The organism is Cyanobium sp. LEGE 06143 (genome assembly GCF_015207535.1).
Classification (GTDB): Bacteria; Cyanobacteriota; Cyanobacteriia; order PCC-6307; family Cyanobiaceae; genus NIES-981.
In genome coordinates, this window is the sequence record NZ_JADEWP010000026.1 from 1 (window position 1) to 18,498 (window position 18,498).

General features: G+C 66.0%; 14 protein-coding genes. 6 read left to right on the forward strand and 8 right to left on the reverse strand.

Translation table 11 applies throughout. From position 1 onward, the window contains the following. Positions 1-220: 220 nt before the first annotated feature. The 5 genes from IQ216_RS03450 to rpsT all read right to left on the reverse strand — a co-directional run bounded on the left by IQ216_RS03450 (position 221) and on the right by rpsT (position 11,120). A complete protein-coding gene (locus tag IQ216_RS03450) occupies positions 221-4,318 on the reverse strand; it encodes a DNA-directed RNA polymerase subunit beta' (RefSeq protein ID WP_193814343.1) in 4,098 nt (1,365 codons plus the stop codon). A gap of 66 nt (positions 4,319-4,384) precedes the next feature. Continuing rightward, complete coding sequence (locus IQ216_RS03455) at positions 4,385-6,289, reverse strand: DNA-directed RNA polymerase subunit gamma (RefSeq protein WP_193814344.1); 1,905 nt, start codon at positions 6,287-6,289, stop codon at positions 4,385-4,387. A gap of 81 nt (positions 6,290-6,370) precedes the next feature. Then, on the reverse strand, positions 6,371-9,667 hold the full coding sequence (rpoB, locus tag IQ216_RS03460) for a DNA-directed RNA polymerase subunit beta (protein WP_193814345.1): 3,297 nt from the start codon (positions 9,665-9,667) through the stop codon (positions 6,371-6,373). Positions 9,668-9,862: 195 nt separating this feature from the next. Beyond that, positions 9,863-10,723 carry a TatD family hydrolase gene (locus IQ216_RS03465; RefSeq protein ID WP_193814346.1) on the reverse strand — a complete coding sequence of 287 codons (861 nt, stop codon included), beginning with the start codon at positions 10,721-10,723 and terminating at the stop codon, positions 9,863-9,865. Between the two features lie 91 nt (positions 10,724-10,814). Next, positions 10,815-11,120 carry a 30S ribosomal protein S20 gene (gene rpsT / locus IQ216_RS03470; protein WP_186698677.1) on the reverse strand — a complete coding sequence of 102 codons (306 nt, stop codon included), beginning with the start codon at positions 11,118-11,120 and terminating at the stop codon, positions 10,815-10,817. Between the two features lie 126 nt (positions 11,121-11,246). Here rpsT and hisD point away from each other — a divergent pair, with 126 nt between their 5' ends. Next, a complete protein-coding gene (hisD, locus tag IQ216_RS03475; protein ID WP_193814347.1) occupies positions 11,247-12,557 on the forward strand; it encodes a histidinol dehydrogenase in 1,311 nt (436 codons plus the stop codon). A 33-nt stretch (positions 12,558-12,590) separates the two neighbouring features. Here the strand turns inward: hisD and rpiA are convergent, their stop codons facing one another. The 3 genes from rpiA to IQ216_RS03490 all read right to left on the reverse strand — a co-directional run bounded on the left by rpiA (position 12,591) and on the right by IQ216_RS03490 (position 15,332). After that, positions 12,591-13,304, reverse strand: a complete 714-nt coding sequence (gene rpiA, locus IQ216_RS03480) for a ribose-5-phosphate isomerase RpiA (protein WP_193814348.1) — start codon at positions 13,302-13,304, stop codon at positions 12,591-12,593. 42 nt (positions 13,305-13,346) lie between these two features. Further along, entirely contained in the window at positions 13,347-14,423 is a 1,077-nt protein-coding gene (locus tag IQ216_RS03485) for a trypsin-like peptidase domain-containing protein (RefSeq protein ID WP_193814352.1), read from the reverse strand. A 138-nt stretch (positions 14,424-14,561) separates the two neighbouring features. Continuing rightward, positions 14,562-15,332 (reverse strand): metallophosphoesterase, encoded by a 771-nt coding sequence (locus IQ216_RS03490; protein ID WP_193814349.1) that lies wholly within the window; start codon positions 15,330-15,332, stop codon positions 14,562-14,564. Positions 15,333-15,383: 51 nt separating this feature from the next. Here IQ216_RS03490 and IQ216_RS03495 point away from each other — a divergent pair, with 51 nt between their 5' ends. The 5 genes from IQ216_RS03495 to IQ216_RS03515 form a co-directional block, all read left to right on the forward strand. Continuing rightward, positions 15,384-15,683 (forward strand): hypothetical protein, encoded by a 300-nt coding sequence (locus tag IQ216_RS03495; RefSeq protein ID WP_186698670.1) that lies wholly within the window; start codon positions 15,384-15,386, stop codon positions 15,681-15,683. Positions 15,684-15,744: 61 nt separating this feature from the next. Next, a complete protein-coding gene (locus IQ216_RS03500; RefSeq protein ID WP_193814350.1) occupies positions 15,745-16,221 on the forward strand; it encodes a ribosome assembly cofactor RimP in 477 nt (158 codons plus the stop codon). Positions 16,222-16,256: 35 nt separating this feature from the next. Next, the gene (gene nusA, locus IQ216_RS03505; RefSeq protein WP_186698666.1) at positions 16,257-17,684 is read left to right on the forward strand and encodes a transcription termination factor NusA; all 1,428 of its coding nucleotides are present in this window, start codon (positions 16,257-16,259) and stop codon (positions 17,682-17,684) included. Continuing rightward, a complete protein-coding gene (locus IQ216_RS03510; RefSeq protein ID WP_370566391.1) occupies positions 17,681-17,983 on the forward strand; it encodes a YlxR family protein in 303 nt (100 codons plus the stop codon). The genes nusA and IQ216_RS03510 overlap by 4 nt, the downstream gene beginning before the upstream one ends. Positions 17,984-18,061: 78 nt before the next feature. Then, positions 18,062-18,498, forward strand: a 437-nt coding sequence (locus tag IQ216_RS03515) for a translation initiation factor IF-2 N-terminal domain-containing protein (protein WP_193814351.1), incomplete at its 3' end; no start/stop codon positions are given.

Genomic DNA, 18,498 nt, shown 5'->3' on the forward strand with positions numbered 1-18,498 from the left:
CTGCCATTGAGCCGCTCGGTGTGGGAATGGAAGCCGAAGCGGGGCAGCCTGCGCTGGGGCACCGGCGTGCCCAGGGCGGTCAGCGGCCGCTCTGCGGCAGCACCGTTGCCCCCGGCCCGCGGGCTGGTGGCACTGGCTGTGATCGGGACTGGTGTGGGCATCGGACCATCATGGCGGGAGAAGGTGACGTGCCAGGAGCCCCGGGACTCCTGGCCAGGGCTCACTCCTCGCTGAGCAGCCCTTCTTCCTGAAGCCCTTCGAGGGCAGCGGGATCGGCAACCAGTTCATCTTCGAGCCCCTCCTCCACTGCCGGCCGGGTGAAGGCCGCCGTGGTGCTGGCGGTGGCCTCCAGGCCATGGCGGCTGCGGGTGGCCTCCAGGTCTTCCTCGGAGGGGTCGTCGAGCACGGCGGTGGCAGCCGGCGGAGCGGGGGTCTCCACCGTGTAGTCCGGACGCAGATTCTGCATGCGGCGGTAGCCCATGCCGTCCTCCTCAAGGATGTCGGGATGGGGGCCGGCCTCCGACCTCAACTCCTCTTCGAAGCCACTGAAGCCCGTGCCGGCCGGAATCAGGCGGCCGATGATGACGTTCTCCTTGAGGCCCCGCAGCCAATCGCTCTTGCCCTCGATCGCCGCCTCGGTGAGCACCCGGGTGGTCTCCTGGAAGGAGGCCGCCGAGATGAAGCTGTCGGTGTTCAGCGAGGCCTTGGTGATGCCGAGCAGCACCGGGGTGAATTCCGCAGGGGCACCGCCAGTGATGGCCATGGCGCCATTCACCTGCTCAACCTGGCGCAACTCGATCAGCTCACCGGGCAGGAAGGTGGTGTCGCCGGCATCTTCAATGCGGACCTTGCTGGTCATCTGACGGACGATCACTTCGATGTGCTTGTCGTCGATGGAGACACCCTGACTCTTGTAGACGTTCTGCACCTCCTGCACCATGCGGAACTGGAGCTTGGAAATCGATTCCTGGGCAGCCTCCAGGGTGGGCTTGCGGCTGCGCAGATCCTCGAAGTAGCACTCCAGCAGCTCGTGGGGATTGATGGGGCCATCGGTGAGCGATTCACCGGCCTTGACCTGCTGGGAATTGCTGACCATCACAGTGCGGCCGAGCAGGATCGGGTACTCAGTGATCGCGTCATCAGACTCGATCACGGTGACGGTGATCGAGTCGTCGTCATCACCTTGCTTGATGTCCACGGTGCCGGCCTTGCGGCAGAGCACAGCGGAATCGCGGGGGCGCCGGGCCTCCAGGAGCTCCTCGATTCGAGGCAGACCCTGCACGATATCGCCGGTCTTCTGGCGCTCGAACACCAGCAGGGCCAGACCATCGCCGCGCTGCACGAGTTCACCGTCTCGGACATGCAGCACAGAATCGGGGGACACCATGTAGGGGCGGCCCAGGCGCATGATCAGGTTGGAGCCCTCGATCGCTTCCACCTCACCACAGCAGGGGGAGGGCATGCCCTCGGCCAGCAGATCGCCATCCACCAGGCGCTGATCCACGCGAACAACCGGGGTTGCCGAACCGAGATCAATGCTGCGGGTATCGATGTCCCGCTCCACGATCAGGCGCCGGATCGGCTCCCCATCAATCGGAGTCGGGAGCTGAACCACACCGTCCTCCTTGCAGAGAATCTGGGTGGTGGCAACGACCTCGCCCTTCTTGACCGAGGTGCCGTCCTGCACCTGCAGGTCGGTATGGGTGGAGCCATGGCTGGCGTCGGAGAGGGTGTCGCGCCTGACCAGGAGCGTTTCAAGGATGGTGAGTTGAAGGCGCTCGATCGTCTTGGCCCGCTTGTCCGGCAGGGCCTCCACATCCACGGTCATCTGGGGCGTGGTATCAAAGGTTTCAAGAATCAACTGCGTGCGCAGCAGCTCGACGCCCTCGACACTCTTGATCAGCTCGCCATCCTTGAAGGCCAGCCTCTGGGTGGCCTTGAGGCCCATGTACGGGCCCCCAGACTGTTTCACCGTGGTGAGCTCCGGCAGGTGAGCCGCATCGGGAATGGCGTATTCCTCCACCGGCCGCAGCAGCAGGGCGCTGCCCTCAGGGGTCTCGGCCGTTTCCACATAGACCATCGCCTCAGCCTTGAGGCCCTTGCTGATCTCTTCGCCGGGCATGACCATGCGGCCATCGGCAAACTTGCTGATCACCTTGCTGTCGGGCACCAGGTGCAGCACACCTGAGCGCACAATGATCTCCCGAAGGATGTCATTTTTCTGGGTGACCGTCACGATCCCAGCCGTCTGGCTGAAGATATCCTTGACCACCTCAGTGCCGGCTTCAATCCACTGGCCATCCTCGATCATCAACAGGGAGATGTCCTTGTTGATCTCGTGGGTTTCCTGGGGGATCCACAGCAGGGTGCCGCCCTTGCTCACCTCATAACCGTTCTTGGCACTGCGCGCCTTCTTGATCGCCAGGCCGGGGGCGAACTTGACGAGGCCACCTGTCTGGGTGCGGAAGCGGTCATCGGCGAGCTCGGCAATCACCTCGCCGTTACCGATCTTGCTGCCCGGAGCTGTGTTGAGGCGGTAGCGGTTGCCCTCCTTGCCCTCCAGGTGCCAAAGCTCACCTGAATGGGTGGATTCACCCATGAGCTTGCAGTCCTTGAGCGTGAGGCTGGTGGTGACAATCTGAACCTCCCGGGAGTCTCCGGCGCTCTCGCGCAGGCGCACGGCGCCTCCGTACTCCGAGACCAGGCGGCTCTCGGCCAGCACCTCACCGGTGGTGACGGCCTTGTTTCCTTCAACCACAGGGAGGGCGTTGGGGGGGAGGTTGTAGACATCCCCCGCAAACACCCAGAGGCGGCCCAGGCGAGTGGCCTTGTGGGTGATGTTGCCCTGGCGGTCAGTGACCTCCTTGGGCTGAATGCCATCCTCATAGCGCACCTGGCCCGCCAGGTCGCAGATCACATCCTTCGTGGCCTTTTCAACGCTCTTCTTGACCGTGGCGCCAGCCGAAATCTGGGCAAGGATGATGTCTCCAGGCACGATGTCACCGTCGGCGACAAACAGGATCGAACCGGTGGTGATGTCCAGCTTCTGGATCTTGCCCTTTCCGGTGGGCTTGAGGGTGAGCAGGAAGTCGGTCTCCGCGATCTGGGCATTCACGCCGTGGGAGGTGCGGAATGCCCTGACCCGGGACTTCGGACCAAACTCGACCGTGCCATCCACCAGGGAGCGCACCACCCCGGTTTCGGCGGTGGACACACCGCCGGTGTGGAAGGTGCGCATGGTGAGCTGGGTTCCGGGCTCACCGATCGACTGGGCCGCCACGATGCCGACGGCCTCGCCGAGATCCACCAGCTGGTTGTGGGCCAGGGCCCAGCCGTAGCACTTACGGCAGACCGAACGGGAGGCCTCACAGGTGAGGGGCGAGCGCACATTCACCGTGCGCACACCAGCGGCTTCGATCCGGCGTGAGAGAGGCAGGTCGATTTCGCCATCGCGGTCGACCAGCACAACGCCATCGGCGTCGACCACGGGCTGGGCGGCCAGGCGACCCACCAGCTTGCTGGCAAAGCGACCGCGCTCGTCAGCATCAATCGGGATGAAGCGGGTGGTGCCGCAATCGTCCTCGCGGACGATCACATCCTGGGCCACGTCCACCAGGCGCCGGGTGAGGTAGCCGGAGTCCGCCGTGCGCAGGGCGGTGTCCACCAGGCCCTTGCGGGCGCCGTAGGACGAGATCACGTACTCGGTGACCGTCAGCCCCTCACGGAAGTTGGTGCGGATCGGCAGGTCGATGATCTCCCCCTGGGGGTTGGCCATCAGGCCGCGCATGCCCACCAGCTGGCGCACCTGAGACATGTTGCCCCGGGCGCCTGAGTTGGCCATCATCCAGACGGAATTGAGTGGATCGTTCTCGTTGAAGTTGCGGCGCACAGCAGCAACGAGGCGTTCGTTGGTTTCCGTCCAGGTATCGATCACCTTGGTGTGGCGTTCCACTTCGGTGATCTCACCGAGGCGATAGCGCTCTTCGGTTTGAGTGATCTGCTCCTCGGCCTCCGCCAGCAGGGCGGCCTTGTCCCCGGGGATGCGCAGGTCGTCGACGGAGATCGACACGGCCGCCTGGGTGGCGTAGTGGAAGCCGAGATCCTTGAGATCATCCGCCATGGCGGCCGTGGCCGCCGTGCCGTGATGCTTGTAGGCCCAGGCCACCAGGTTGCGAAGCGCTTTCTTGTCGATCACGCGGTTGCGGAACAGCGGCGCCTCGCGGCTGAGGGGCGGGGTGACCACGGCAGCCGTGGTGTCCACGCTTGGCTCAGCGGCTTTCTTGGACGACTTGGACTTCTTGGCGGGAGTGGCGGTCATGGGGCGGCTGGGCGCTGGTGAGAAGGCGAAACGAAGGTGGAGACGTTGGACCGGTCAGAAGCCTGTTCAGACCGCAGCCACGGCGTCGATGATGGTGTGGTTGATCACGACCCGACCCACAGTGGTGAGCAGGTAGCGGCTGATCAGGGCGCCGTCCTCATCGAAGCGGTCACGGCGGTAGTTCCACTGCTCGATGCGGGTGCCATCGCTGAGCGTGTTCTGCTCCAGCGGCGTGCTCTCCTCGTCGTCACAGTCCACATCGCCGGAGAACCGCACCCACACCCAGTGGTGCAGGCCGATGTGCTTCTCCTCGAAGGCGGCGATCACATCCTCAAGGCCGGCGAAGGTGCGGGAGCGGTCACCGAAATCGGGCTTGCTGGCCCCAGGTTGCTCAGCACTGAGGTAGTAGGCGCCGAGCACCATGTCCTGGGAGGGGGTGATGATCGGCTCGCCTGTGGCCGGCGAGAGAATGTTGTTGCTGGCCAGCATGAGCATGCGGGCTTCCGTCTGAGCTTCAATCGCCAGGGGCACATGCACGGCCATCTGGTCGCCGTCGAAGTCAGCGTTGAAGGCGGGGCAGACGAGCGGGTGGAGCTGAATGGCTCGACCATCGACCAACTTGGGCTCGAAGGCCTGAATGCCAAGGCGGTGCAGTGTCGGAGCCCGGTTGAGCATGATCGGGTGTCCCTCGATCACCTCCTGCAACACCTGCATCACCTCGTCATCGGCCCGCTGAATCAACTTCTTGGCGGCCTTGATGTTGTTGACGATGTTCTGGCGAATCAGCCGGTTGATCACAAAGGGCTGAAACAGCTCAATGGCCATCTCCTTGGGGAGCCCGCACTGGTGCATTTTCAGCTTCGGGCCCACCACGATCACTGAACGACCGGAGTAGTCGACGCGCTTGCCGAGCAGGTTCTGACGGAAACGCCCCTGCTTGCCCTCAATGATGTCGCTGAGCGACTTGAGGGCCCTGTTGTTGGCGCCCACCACCGTGCGGCCGCGGCGGCCATTGTCGATCAAGGCATCGACAGCCTCCTGCAGCATCCGCTTCTCGTTGCGGACGATGATCTCCGGCGCCAGGATCTCCTGCAGTCTGGCCAGGCGGTTGTTGCGGTTGATCACCCGGCGGTAGAGGTCGTTGAGATCGCTCGTGGCGAAACGGCCGCCATCGAGCTGCACCATGGGACGCAGATCAGGCGGGATCACCGGAATCACATCCAGCACCATCCAATCCGGACTTGCACCGGTGGCCACGAAGTTGTCGATCACCCGCAGACGCTTGATCAGTTTGGCCCGCTTCTGACCCTTGCTGGCGGCGATGTCCTCACGGAGCTGCTCAGCCGTTTCGCTGAGGTTGATGTCCTGCAGCAGGCTCTTGAGCGCCTCGGCACCAATACCGACGATGGGCTCATTCTCAATCTCGGAATCTTCGGCGTAGATTTCATCCTCAATCTCAAGCCATTCGTCTTCCGTGAGCAGCTGCTTGTAGGAGAGGGTTTTGTGGTCGCCCGGATCGAGAACCACGTAGCAGTTGAAGTAAACGATCTGCTCCACATCCCGCAGGGGCATGTCGAGCAGGATCGCCACGTAGCTGGGAATCCCCTTCAGGTACCAGACGTGGCTCACCGGGGCGGCCAGCTTGATGAAGCCCATGCGGTGACGGCGCACCCTGCTCTCGGTGACCTCCACGCCACAGCGCTCGCAGACGATGCCGCGGTGCCGCACCCGTTTGTACTTACCGCAATGGCACTCCCAGTCCTTGGACGGTCCGAAGATCTTCTCGCAGAACAGGCCGTCCATCTCCGGCTTGAGCGTGCGGTAGTTGATGGTTTCGGGCTTGGTGACCTCACCCACAACCTGACCGTTGGGCAACGTGCGCTGCCCCCACTGCATGATCCGATCCGGCGAAGCCAGCGTGATCTTGACGTAGTCGAAGTGGTTTTCGGTGCGGAGATTGCTATTGGACATGGGGGTGACTAACGCGCGGAGATCGAAAGGGGTGGCTTCAACGGGGAGGCATCGACTGGGGAGCAGCGACACAGGGTCGATTCAGTCGTCGTCGTAATCCGCAACGCCGAGGGACTCGTAGGTGGGCCGGCTTGGCGTGCTGCGGCGGGGATTGACGTCCTGCATCAGATCCACCTCTTCGCCCGCATCGGTGTACACAGCGATGTCGAGGCCAAGGGACTGCAGCTCGCGCATCAGCACCTTGAACGACTCCGGCGTGCCGGGGCGGGGGATGGGCTTGCCCTTGACGATGGCGTTGAGGGCCTCGTTGCGGCCCTGCATGTCGTCGGACTTGACGGTGAGCAGCTCCTGCAGGGTGTAGGCCGCGCCGTAGGCCTCCAGGGCCCAGACTTCCATCTCGCCGAGGCGCTGACCGCCCTGCTGGGCCTTGCCGCCCAGGGGCTGCTGGGTGACCAGGGAGTAGGGACCGGTGGAGCGGGCGTGGATCTTGTCGTCCACCAGGTGCACCAGCTTGAGAATGTGGGCATAGCCCACGGTGACCGGCTGGTCGAAAGCCTCGCCACTGCGGCCATCGATCAGCTGGATCTTGCCGGGGTTCCCAGGGTCATAGACCCAGTCCTTGCCGGGCTGGCTGGCGGCTTCCTCCAGGAAGGCCTGCACGGTCTGCTTCGATTTCTCGGCGCCGTGCATCTCATCGAAGGGCACCACCTTGACGCGGCAGTCCAGGTGGGACGAAGCCCAGCCCATCAGGCACTCGAACACCTGGCCCACATTCATCCGGCTGGGCACGCCCAGCGGATTGAGCACGATGTCGATGGGTGTGCCGTCAGGGAGATAGGGCATGTCCTCACGGGGGAGGATGCGGCTGATGATGCCCTTGTTGCCGTGGCGACCGGCCATCTTGTCGCCCACTTGAATCTTCAGGCGCTTGGCCACATACACCCGCACCACCATGTTGGCGCCCGGCGGCAGCTCGTCACCCTGTTCGCGGGTGTAGATGCGCACATCCACCACGCGGCCACGCTCTGTGCTGGGAACCCGCAGGGAGTTATCACGCACGTCGCGGGCCTTCTCGCCGAAGATGGCACGCAGGAGCTTTTCCTCAGGCGGCTGATCGGACTCCCCCTTGGGAGTCACCTTGCCCACCAGGATGTCACCGCTTTCCACAAAGGCACCGACACGGATGATGCCCATCTCATCGAGATTACCCAGGCTTTCTTCAGCCACGTTAGGGATCTCACGGGTGATCTCCTCAGGGCCGAGCTTGGTCTGCCGGGCCTCAATCTCGTACTTTTCGATGTGAACGGAGGTGTAGAGATCGTCGGTGACGAGCCGCTCGCTAACGAGGATGGCGTCCTCGTAGTTGTATCCCTCCCAAGGCATGTAGGCGATCAGTACATTCTGACCCAGGGCGATTTCACCGCCTTCACAGGCCGATCCATTCGCCAGCACCTGGCCGGCGATCACCGGGTCTCCCTGGCGCACGATCGGGCGATGGTTCAGGCAGGTGTCCTGGTTGGAGCGCTGATACTTCTGCAGGTAGTGGGTGTGGTCCTGGCCGTCTTCATCGCGGATCACGATGGCCGTGGCGTCCACATAGGTGACCGTGCCATTGACCCGGGTGATCGGCACCATGCCGGAGTCGCGGGCGACCTGGGTCTCAAGGCCCGTGCCCACCAGGGGCCGCTCCGGACGCAACAGCGGCACGGCCTGGCGCTGCATGTTGGAGCCCATCAGGGCGCGGTTGGCGTCGTCGTGCTCCAGGAAGGGGATCAGAGAGGTGGCCACGGAGATCACCTGCACCGGCGAGAGCTGCACGTAATCCACCTGCTCGGGTGGCACCTTTTCAAAATCCTGGCGGTAGCGCACGGGCACCAGGTCAGCCGTGATGCGGCCGTCGGAGTCGGTCGGCACGTCGCCGGGGGCGACGCGGCACTCGTCTTCCAGATCGGCGGAGAGGTAGATGGGGTCGCCCTGCTTGATCACGATCCCCTCCTCCACCTTCCAGAAGGGGGTCTCGATGAAGCCGTATTCGTTCACCCGGGCGWGGRTGGCGMGCGAMCCGATCAGGCCGGCGTTAGGGCCTTCCGGGGTTTCGATCGGGCAGATGCGGCCGTAGTGGGAGGGGTGGATGTCGCGCACGGCAAAACCGGCCCGCTCCCGGGTGAGGCCGCCAGGGCCGAGCGCGCTGATGCGGCGCTTGTGGGTGAGCTCAGCCAGGGGGTTGGTCTGATCCATGAACTGGCTCAGCTGGCTGGAGCCGAAGAACTCCTTGATCGCCGCCACCAGGGGCTTGGGGTTCACCAACTGGGCCGGGGTGAGTGACTCGGTCTCGCCGACGGTCATCCGTTCCCTGATGATCCGCTCGAGCCGGTTGAGACCCACGCGCACCTGGTTCTGCAGCAGCTCACCCACGGAGCGCACGCGACGGTTACCCAGGTGATCGATGTCGTCGATCTCATAGCCGGGCTGGCCGAGCTGCAGGCCGATCAGGTAATCGAGAGTGGCGAGCAGCTCCTCCTTGGTGAGCACCCGCGTCTCATCCGGCACGGTGAGCCGCAGTTTCTTGTTGATCTTGTAGCGGCCGACGCGACCGAGATCGTAGCGCTTCGCGTCGAAGAAGCGGGAATCCAGCAAGCTCTGGCCGCCGCTCACTGAGGGCGGTTCACCCGGACGCAACTTCTTGTAGAGCTCCAGCAGAGCCTGATCCTGGGAGGTGATTCCATCCACACTGGTGGCGGACTCGATCGTCTTCGAGTAGTACTCGGGGTGGCGCAGCTTGTCGAGCACGTCCACATCGGAGAGGCCCATGGCACGCATCAGCACGTGGGCGTTGATCTTGCGGGTCTTGTCGACCCGCACGTGCATCAGCTCGTGCTTATCGGTTTCGAACTTCAGCCATGCTCCCCGGTTGGGGATCACACTGGCGTTGTAGGTCTTGCGGCCGGTCTTGGGATCGGGCTCCTCCTTGAAATAGACACCCGGGGAGCGAACGATCTGATTCACGATCACACGCTCTGCACCATTGATGATGAAGGTGCCGCGCTCGGTCATCAAAGGCAGTTCGCCGATGAAAACTTCCTGTTCCTTGATCTCACCGGTTTCCTTGTTGACCAGTCTGCAGGTGACATACATCTGTGAAGCGAAGGTGGCATCACGCCGCTTCGCTTCCTCCACGTCGTGGCGTGGCCGCTTCAGCCGGTACTCACTGCCGATGAAGTGCAGCTCAAGCTTGCCCGTGTAATCGGTGATCGGCGAAAAGCTCTCCAGCTCTTCGATCAGGCCCTTCTCCAGGAACCATTTGAAGCTCGCCCTCTGTACCTCCACGAGATCGGGCAGGTAAGTGACGGTCTTGGCGACCTGGATCGCGCTGCTCATGCGGTGAACCTGCAGGATCGATAATTGACGAGGTGGCCTGTCGGTCCATCAGCCGGCTGATCGCTCGCGGCCGCCCACGCGAACAGCCGCTCCCCAGAGGGGAACGGCTGCCCAGGAGGAGGCATCTAACGAGATCGCATCAAGGCTGCAGACGTCGACAACAAGGAGCGCTTTCGCATCCAGGCCAATAAAGGATCATACACCGTCACCAAGAAGCCTGAACAGGGTTCGGGCATTGGCCGTGCTGGTGCGGGCCACCATGTCGAGGCTCTCGCCGCGCAGGAGCGCCACCCGCTCCGCCACAGCGGCCACATAGGACGGCTCATTGCGCTTGCCCCGGCGCGGCACCGGAGCCAGGAAGGGACAGTCTGTCTCCACCAGGTAGCGATCGGCAGGCACGGCCCGGGCGCAGGCGTGGGTGGCCTCGGCCTTGGCGAAGGTGACCACTCCGCTGAAACTGATGTAGAACCCGAGCTCGAGGAACGCCTCCATCTCCTCGGGCGTGCCGCCCCAGCAGTGCATCACCCCCCGGGGGCAGAGGCCCTCGCTGCGACGCTGACGCAGCTCGGCGAGCATCGGCTCGGCGGCATCGCGGCAGTGCACGATCACCGGCAGATCCAGCCGGCAGGCCAGGTCGAGCTGGGGACGCAGCACGGCCAACTGCGCCTGCAGGTTCTGCTCCCGGAACAGGTCCAGGCCCAGTTCGCCGATGGCCACAACCCTGGGGTCATCCACGGCCGCCTGCTCGAGCACGGCGGCGGTGTCGCTGCTCCAGTGCTCAGTATCGAGCGGGTGAACCCCCACCGAGTAACGCAACTCGGGCAGGCGATCGGCGAGGGCCCGAATCGCCGGGATTTCGGCAGGCTCCACGCAGGCATGCACCAGGGCCACCACCCCGGCCTGCCGCCAGCGCGCAATCACCTCATCGAGATCCTCGTCAAACTCGCGAAAGACGATGTGGCAATGGGAGTCGACCAGCCCGCCATGGGCCAGGGGCTCGGCTGGATGGCCAGTCTGGACAGTGGCGGCCTTCTGGACGGCAGACGGCGGCGTCATGGCGATGGGGCTTCAGGGCCGTGGGCATGCTGGCTCAGAAGCGGCCAGGCTGAAGGCTTGGCTCAGCAGCCACCCGATCCGGGCTGGAGACTCAGCTGCTGGCGGTTTCAGGCTCCACGGCCTGGCGCACCGCTGTGCTCAGGCGCGATTTCTGGTGGGCACCGGTGTTGCGATGCAGCACACCCACCTTCACGGCCTTGTCGATTTTGCTGAAGGCAGCCCGCATGGACAGCTGCACCGCCTCCTTGGCGGTGGCATCGGGACCCTGGCTGTAGGCCGTGCAAGCCGTGAAACAGCGCTTCATCAGGGTGCGCAGGGACGACTTGTAGGTGCGGTTGCGCAGCCGGTTGCGCTCGGCGATCTCGATGCGCTTCTTCGAAGACTTGTTATTGGCCACAGGCGGTGGAGGACTGGTTCAGCGATCGATGATCTTACCTCGGTGCCATCCAGGCTCCCCCAAGGCCCCGGGCCGGGGAGCCCTGCTGTGGCCCTCTAGGTTGAGGTTCTGCCTCGCGTGACTTCCGTGGCCGCCCCCTCCACAGCGTTGCTCCTCCCCTGCTTGCGGGATCCGGCTGCCGCAGCCGAACGGCTTGAGGCCATCGCCGCGCGGACCCAGAGCGGGGCCAGCGAGCAGGCTGCAGCCCTGGTGGACGACATCCTCCAGCAGGTACGGCGCGAGGGCGATACCGCCCTGCTCCGCCTCACGGAGCGCTTTGATGGGGTGCGCCCTGATCCGCTGCGGATTCCTCCGGAGCGGCTGGCCAGCGCCTGGGAGCAGTGCCCGCCTCCCCTGCAGCAGGCCCTGCGCCTGGCCCACAGCCGGATCCTGGATTTTCATCGGCGCCAGCTGCCGGCCGACCTGAGCGTCACCGGTCCCCATGGCGAAAGCCTGGGCCGGCGCTGGCGGCCGGTGCAACGCGCCGGGCTGTACGTGCCTGGCGGCCGGGCCTCCTACCCGAGCACGGTGCTGATGAACGCCGTGCCTGCCGTGGTGGCGGGGGTGGAGCGGCTGGTGATGGTGACGCCGCCTGGCCCCAGCGGTGAGCCGAACCCCACCGTGCTGGCCGCGGCCCATCTGGCCGGCATCAACGAGGTCTACCGGGTGGGCGGCGCCCAGGCGATCGCTGCCCTCGCCTACGGCACCGCATCCATTCCCCGCGTGGATGTGATCAGCGGCCCCGGCAACCTCTACGTGACTCTGGCCAAGAAGGCGGTGTACGGCCAGGTGGCGATCGATTCCCTGGCCGGGCCGAGCGAGGTGCTGGTGATCGCCGACCACACCGCCCGGGTGGAGCAGGTGGCCGCCGACCTGCTGGCCCAGGCCGAACATGACCCCTTGGCGGCGGCCATCCTGCTCACCACCAGCGAGGAGCTGGCCAGCGCGCTGCCCCAGGCTCTGGAAGCCCAGCTGCAGGGACACCCGCGCGCCGCCATCACCCGCTCGGCCCTGCAGGACTGGGGCCTGGTGGTGATCTGCCGCGATCTCAGCAGTGCCGCCGCCCTGAGCGATCGCTTTGCCCCGGAACACCTCGAGCTGCTGGTGGAAGAGCCGCAGGCGCTGGCGGAGCAGATCCAGAACGCCGGCGCGATCTTCATGGGCCCCCACAGCCCAGAGGCGGTGGGCGACTATCTGGCCGGCCCCAACCACACCCTGCCCACTTCCGGCACGGCCCGCTTCGCCGGTGCCCTGAGCGTCGAGACGTTCCTGCGCCACACCTCGCTGATCCACTTCAACCGGGCCGCCCTCGAGGCCACGGGTCAGGCCGTGATCACTCTGGCCGAGAGTGAGGGTCTGCACAGCCACGCCGAGTCTGTGCGGCGGCGACTCAGCTGAAAAGCCCCCGAAGTCGATGTGTCTGGCGGGGGCTCAGCGTTTGTCGAGATCTCGGACGCCCGGGATGTCCGCCTCGATCTGGCCCACCAGCACCTGATCGGCCAGGTTCACGAACAGGCCGTTCTCCAGCACCCCGGGAAGGTTGTTGATCTGCCGTTCCAGCCCCTCTGGATCGGCGATGCCGCCGGCAAAGCGCACATCCAGCACCAGGTTGCCCTGATCCGTGACCACCGGTCCGGCCTTGCGCACGGCCATGCGCAGCTGGGCTGCGCCGCCCAGGGCCTGGAGCTCCGCCTGCACCTGGCGCCAGGCGCCCGGCAGCACCTCCACCGGCAACAGGAAGTCGAGGTTGAGGGTGTCCACCAGCTTGGTGCTGTCCACCACCACCACAAAGCGGTCGGCGCGGCGGGCCACCAGCTTTTCCTGCACATGGCAGGCGCCACCCCCCTTGATCAGCTGGAACGAGGGATCCACCTCATCGGCTCCGTCAATGGCCAGGTCGATGCGGCTGATGGCATTGAGGCTGGCGAGGGGGATGCCCAGCTCAGCCGCCAGCACCTCGCCCTGGAAGGAGGTGGTCACGCCGGTGATGTCGCTGAGCTCGCCGCTTTGCAGCCGCGCGCCCAGGGCCTGGATCATCAGCGCGGCCGTGGAGCCCGATCCCAGCCCCACCACCATGCCACTGCGGATCTGGTCGGTGGCCGCCAGGGCCACCGCCTGCTTCATCCGGTCCTGCAGCTCGGCCATCGGCACCAACCCCTCACGCGGGCCGCGACCGTAGCAGCGGCCTCAGCCGGCGCTGGGCAGGGCCGCCGGACGGATCGAGAGGCTCAGCTCGCGGCGGCCGCGCACCACGGTGATGGCCAGGGGTTCGCCCACCGCAGCGTGCTCCACCTGGCGCAGCAGGCTGGCGGGATCAGCCACCAGCTGATCGGCCGCGGCCACCACCAGGTCGCCGCGGCGCATGCCGGCCTGCTCGGCGGGACTCTCCGGCAGCACCCGCTGCACCAGGGCACCGTCGCGCTCGGGCAGCTGCAGCACCGCATCGGGATCACGGTTGTTGTCCCGGGCGCGGCGGGCGGTGAGCGGCACCAGCTGCAGGCCGAGATAGGGGTGCACCACCTGGCCGCCTTCGGCCAGCTGGCTGGCCACCTGCCTGGCCAGGTTGATCGGGATGGCGAAGCCGAGCCCCGCTCCCGGACCGGAGCGCACCAGGGTGTTGATGCCGATCACGTCACCGGCGGCGTTGATGAGCGGTCCGCCGGAGTTACCGGGGTTGATCGCGGCATCAGTCTGGATCAGATCGAGGCGCTTGTCGGAGAAGCCGAGGCTGTTGATGTCGCGGTGCAGGCTGCTGACGATGCCCAGGGTGACCGTGCGCTGCAGGCCATAGGGGCTGCCCAGGGCGATGGCCCAGTCGCCCACCTCAAGAGCCTCGGAATCGCCGAGGGAGGCCGCCTGCAGATCGTCGACACCGCGAATCCGCACCAGGGCCAGATCGGTGACGGAATCACTGCCCACCACGGTGGCATCGCGCTGGCGACCATCGGCCAGGGTGACTTCCACCCGATCCACCTGATCCACCACGTGGGCATTGGTGAGCACCAGCCCCCTGCGGGCATCGATCACCACCCCCGAGCCCTGGCCGCGCTCACGCCTGCTGCCGGAAGGGTCGCCGAACAGATCGCGCAGCAGAGGATCCAGCAGGGCCGGATCGAAGGCCTGCCGCTCCACGTCCCGTTCGATGTCGATCCGCACCACGGCCGGGGCCACCGAGCGGGCCGCCTCAGCCACAAAACTGTGGGCCGCCGGCTCAGGGGCGGTCGCCTCAAGGGCCCAGGCGGCGGGGGCACCAACCAGATGCATCGCCACCAGGGAGAGGGCCAGCAGCCCGGCAGCGGCAGGGCGGCACCGGCGGAGCCAGCGGCGCAGCATGACCAGAAAATCAGCGGAAGAGGGCTTCAGCTCAGGGGGCACGGGCAGGCCAGCACTTCTGTGCTGACGCTAGGGAGGGGACCAGCGCAGCAGGGACTCCTGAAAACCGCCCGGCGCGCCGATCTCCAGCCAGCGGCCGCCGGGGTCGTCAGGGCGGCCCAAGGGGCAGGGCTGCACCGGTCCGAAGCCGCAGAGGGTGGAAGGGCAACCGAGCAGGGGCACCTGCGGACGGCCGGGCAGGCTGCCGCGCCAGTGCTGGTGGATGTGGCCGAACACCACGGCCTCCAGGTCCCTGGCCTGTCCCAGCAGCTGCAGCAGGGCCGCCCCATCGAGCAGCCCGATGGCATCCATTTCGGGGTCGCCGATCGCCCCGGGGGGATGGTGCACGGCCACCAGCAGGGGTCGGGGCAAGGCCTGCTCCAGCTGCTGGAGAACGCCCGCCAGCCAGGCGAGCTGGCTGGCTCCGAGCCAACCGGCGGTAGCTCCGGCCTTGTGGCTGTCGAGCAGGAGCAGCCTCGCCCYAGGCCCCTCCACCAACGCCGGCGCGATCGGGCCGTGGCGACCCAGAACGGAGCGCAGCAGCTGGGGATGGTCGTGGTTGCCTGGCAGCAGGGCCAGAGGGAGGCCCAGGAACTGCAACGATGTGTGGAGATGGACATAGCCCGCCAGGCTTTCGTCCTGGCAGAGGTCGCCGCTGAGCAGCAGCAGGTCCGGCGGGGCCGGGGCCGCCGCCAGGGCTTGCCGCAGCCCATGGGTCAGGCAGGCGAGGGGCTGGCGACCGCGATAGACGCCGCCAGGATTGGCGAGCAGATGGAGATCGCTCAGCTGCAACACGCGCATTCACACCTCCAGCACCTAGGCCTAAGTTGCCCCCTGAACAGCGAGGCCGCCATGGCAGCAATCCCCCCCGGCACCCGGCAGCGTTGCAGCCTCTGTCAGGTGGAGATCCAGGGCATGGCCGGTGGTGCCGACCTGGTGCACTTCAGCCAGGGAGCGCCGGGCACCCGCGCCAAGCTCTGGGCAAGGGTCTGCCAGTACCTGCGCAGCGATGAGCAGAAAGCCCAATGCATGAACCTCGACGCGGAGCGGCGCGGCAGCGTTCAGCGCAGTGACTATTACGCCGAAGCCCCCGTGATCGATCTGGGGGCCCTGTCTGCCCCTTCTGATGGCGGCAGGGATCCCCTAGGGTGAATAATAGGACCTGAGGTCTTTGGGCCAGGTCTGGTTCCGGTCCCCCACGGTCTCACCTTCGGTGCCCCATCCCCTGCTGCCCAAACTGGAAGCCGTGGCGCGGCAGACCTGCGCCGCCCATGGCTGTGAGCTCAGGGGTGTGGCACTGCTCAGCCATCGGATTCCGATGACGTTGCAGGTGCTGGTGCAGCGGGCTTCAGGTGGCGAGATCACGCTCGACAACTGTGCAGCGCTGTCCCCACCGCTTGCCGAGGCGCTTGAATCCGAGGGGTTGCTGACCGACGAGGCCTATGTTCTGGAGGTCAGCAGCCCCGGCATCGGCGAGGAACTGCGCGACGACCGGGACTTCCGCAGCTTTCGCGGCTTCCCTGTGGCCGTGCACTTCCGCGACGCCACGGGATCGGCAAGCCGCTGCGAGGGCCTTCTTCTGGAGCGCACCGCGAGCGAGCTTCAGATCAACCAGCGCGGCCGCACCAAGCGGATCCCCCGCGAAGCCGTGATCCAGGTGCTCCTAGTCACGCCGGCCGTTGAGAGCTGAGCCCCAACAACTGAATCACCCACAACCGAAAAACCATGGCCCTGGTCTTACTTCCCGGCCTGAACAATCTGATCGAGGACATCAGCGAAGAAAAGAAGCTGGCTGCCTCGGTGGTCGACGCGGCGCTCAGAGAGGCCCTGCTGAAGGGCTATGAGCGCTATCGCCGCACCCTTTATCTTGGTATCAGCGAAGATCCTTTCGAAGAGGATTACTTCTCCAATTTCGATGTCCAGCTGGACCTCGACGAAGAAGGCTACCGGGTGCTGGCTTCCAAGATCATTGTTGAGGAAGTGGAGAGCGAAGACCACCAGATTGCCCTTTCTGAGGTTCAGCAGGTTGCTGAGGACGCCCAGATCGGCGACACCGTGGTGCTGGATGTAACTCCGGAGAAAGACGACTTCGGGCGCATGGCCGCAGCCACCACCAAGCAGGTGCTCGCCCAGAAGCTGCGCGACCAGCAACGGCGGATGATCCAGGAGGAGTTCGCCGATCTGGAAGACCCTGTGCTGACCTCCCGGGTGATCCGCTTCGAGCGCCAGAGCGTGATCATGGCCGTGAGCAGCGGCCTCGGGCGCCCCGAGGTGGAAGCCGAACTGCCGCGCCGTGACCAGCTCCCCAACGACAACTACCGCGCCAATGCCACCTTCAAGGTGTTTCTGAAGGAAGTGAGCGAGGTGCCCAGACGCGGCCCCCAGCTGTTTGTGAGCCGCTCCAATGCCGGGCTGGTGGTCTATCTCTTTGAAAACGAAGTGCCCGAGATCCAGGAGGGCTCCGTGCGCATCGTTGCCGTGGCCCGGGAAGCCAATCCGCCCAGCCGTTCGGTTGGACCACGCACCAAAGTGGCCGTTGACTCAGTGGAGCGGGAGGTGGATCCCGTGGGGGCCTGCATCGGCGCTCGTGGTTCGCGCATTCAGCAGGTGGTCAACGAGCTGCGCGGCGAAAAGATCGATGTGATCCGCTGGTCCCACGATCCGGGGCAGTACATCGCCAATTCGCTCAGCCCGGCCCGGGTAGAGGCCGTGCGCCTGGTGGACCCCGACGGGCAACACGCCCACGTGCTGGTCCCCCCCGATCAGCTCAGCCTGGCGATCGGCCGCGAGGGCCAGAATGTCCGCCTGGCGGCCCGGCTCACCGGCTGGAAGATCGACATCAAGAATGCCCATGAGTACGACCAGGCCGGTGAGGACGCGGCCGTGGCCGAACTGATTGCCCTGCGGGAAGAGGATGAGGCGCTGCAGGCCGAGGCCGAGGCCCGGCTGGCGGTGGAGCAGGCCACCCGCGCCGAGGAAGATGCCCGGCTCAGGGAGCTTTACCCCTTGCCTGAGGACGAAGAGGGTGGCCCCTATGGCTATGGCGGGGGCAACCTGGGCGAGGCCGAGGCTGGGGCCACCGATCCCCAGGCCGTCGAGCCCGCAGACACGCAACCTGCAGACGCGGAGCCCGCAGAGGCGGAAGCCCGGTGAGCCCCTCCTCAGCCCCCCCAGTGGTGCTGCGGCGCTGCGTGGCCTGCCGGGTCCTCGCCGATCGGCGTGGACTCTGGCGAGTGGTCCGCCTGGCCTCCGGGGGCCTGCAGCTGGATCAGGGGATGGGCCGCTCGGCCTATCTCTGCCCCTGCAGCGACTGCCTGGAGGAGGCCCGACGGCGGCGGCGTCTGCAGCGATCCCTGCGCTGCCAGGGGGCCGACGCTCTGCTCGATGTCCTGCGCGAGCGTCTGGATGCGACGCCTCAGCCAGCCCCCGGGGCCAGCTCTGAGGCAAGATGAACCTTGGCTGCAGCTTGCGTGCAGCCTCGTGCCCACGGCCCCCTCGAGAGGCCGGAGCCCGGACCATTGGAGACTTGAATGACCAGCAGCGGCAAAGTCAGAATCTATGAGCTTTCCCGGGACCTGGGCCTGGAGAACAAGGACGTGCTGGATGCTGCCGAGAAGCTGGGGGTGGCGGCCAAGAGCCACAGCAGCTCGATCAGTGACGGCGAAGCCAGCCAGATTCGCCGGCTGATCCAGCAGGGCACCAACGGTGCTCCCCAGCCAGCCGCGGCAGCTGCCCCACGACCCGGCAAGGCCATCCTCGCTGTGCAGAAGGCGGCACCGGCCGCTCCTGCACGCCCGGCGACTCCCGCTGCAGCGGCTCCCAGTCGTGCCGCGGCAGCACCGGCCCGGCCCGCAGTTCCTGCCAAGCCGCCCGCCTCGCCGAAGCCACCTGGCGCCGAGTCGCGCCAGCCCCGGCCCACCCTGCAGAAGCCTGCCGTGACAGCGGACACCAGGCCAGTGGTGAAGCC

Excerpts from the sequence above, each read along its gene's own strand:
- nusA (WP_186698666.1), top strand. The coding sequence starts at position 16,257 with ATGGCCCTGGTCTTACTTCCCGGCCTGAACAATCTGATCGAGGACATC.
- IQ216_RS03495 (WP_186698670.1), top strand. The coding sequence starts at position 15,384 with ATGGCAGCAATCCCCCCCGGCACCCGGCAGCGTTGCAGCCTCTGTCAG.
- IQ216_RS03465 (WP_193814346.1), bottom strand. The coding sequence starts at position 10,723 with ATGACGCCGCCGTCTGCCGTCCAGAAGGCCGCCACTGTCCAGACTGGC.
- IQ216_RS03450 (WP_193814343.1), bottom strand. The coding sequence starts at position 4,318 with ATGACCGCCACTCCCGCCAAGAAGTCCAAGTCGTCCAAGAAAGCCGCT.
- IQ216_RS03455 (WP_193814344.1), bottom strand. The coding sequence starts at position 6,289 with ATGTCCAATAGCAATCTCCGCACCGAAAACCACTTCGACTACGTCAAG.
- IQ216_RS03485 (WP_193814352.1), bottom strand. The coding sequence starts at position 14,423 with ATGCATCTGGTTGGTGCCCCCGCCGCCTGGGCCCTTGAGGCGACCGCC.
- rpiA (WP_193814348.1), bottom strand. The coding sequence starts at position 13,304 with ATGGCCGAGCTGCAGGACCGGATGAAGCAGGCGGTGGCCCTGGCGGCC.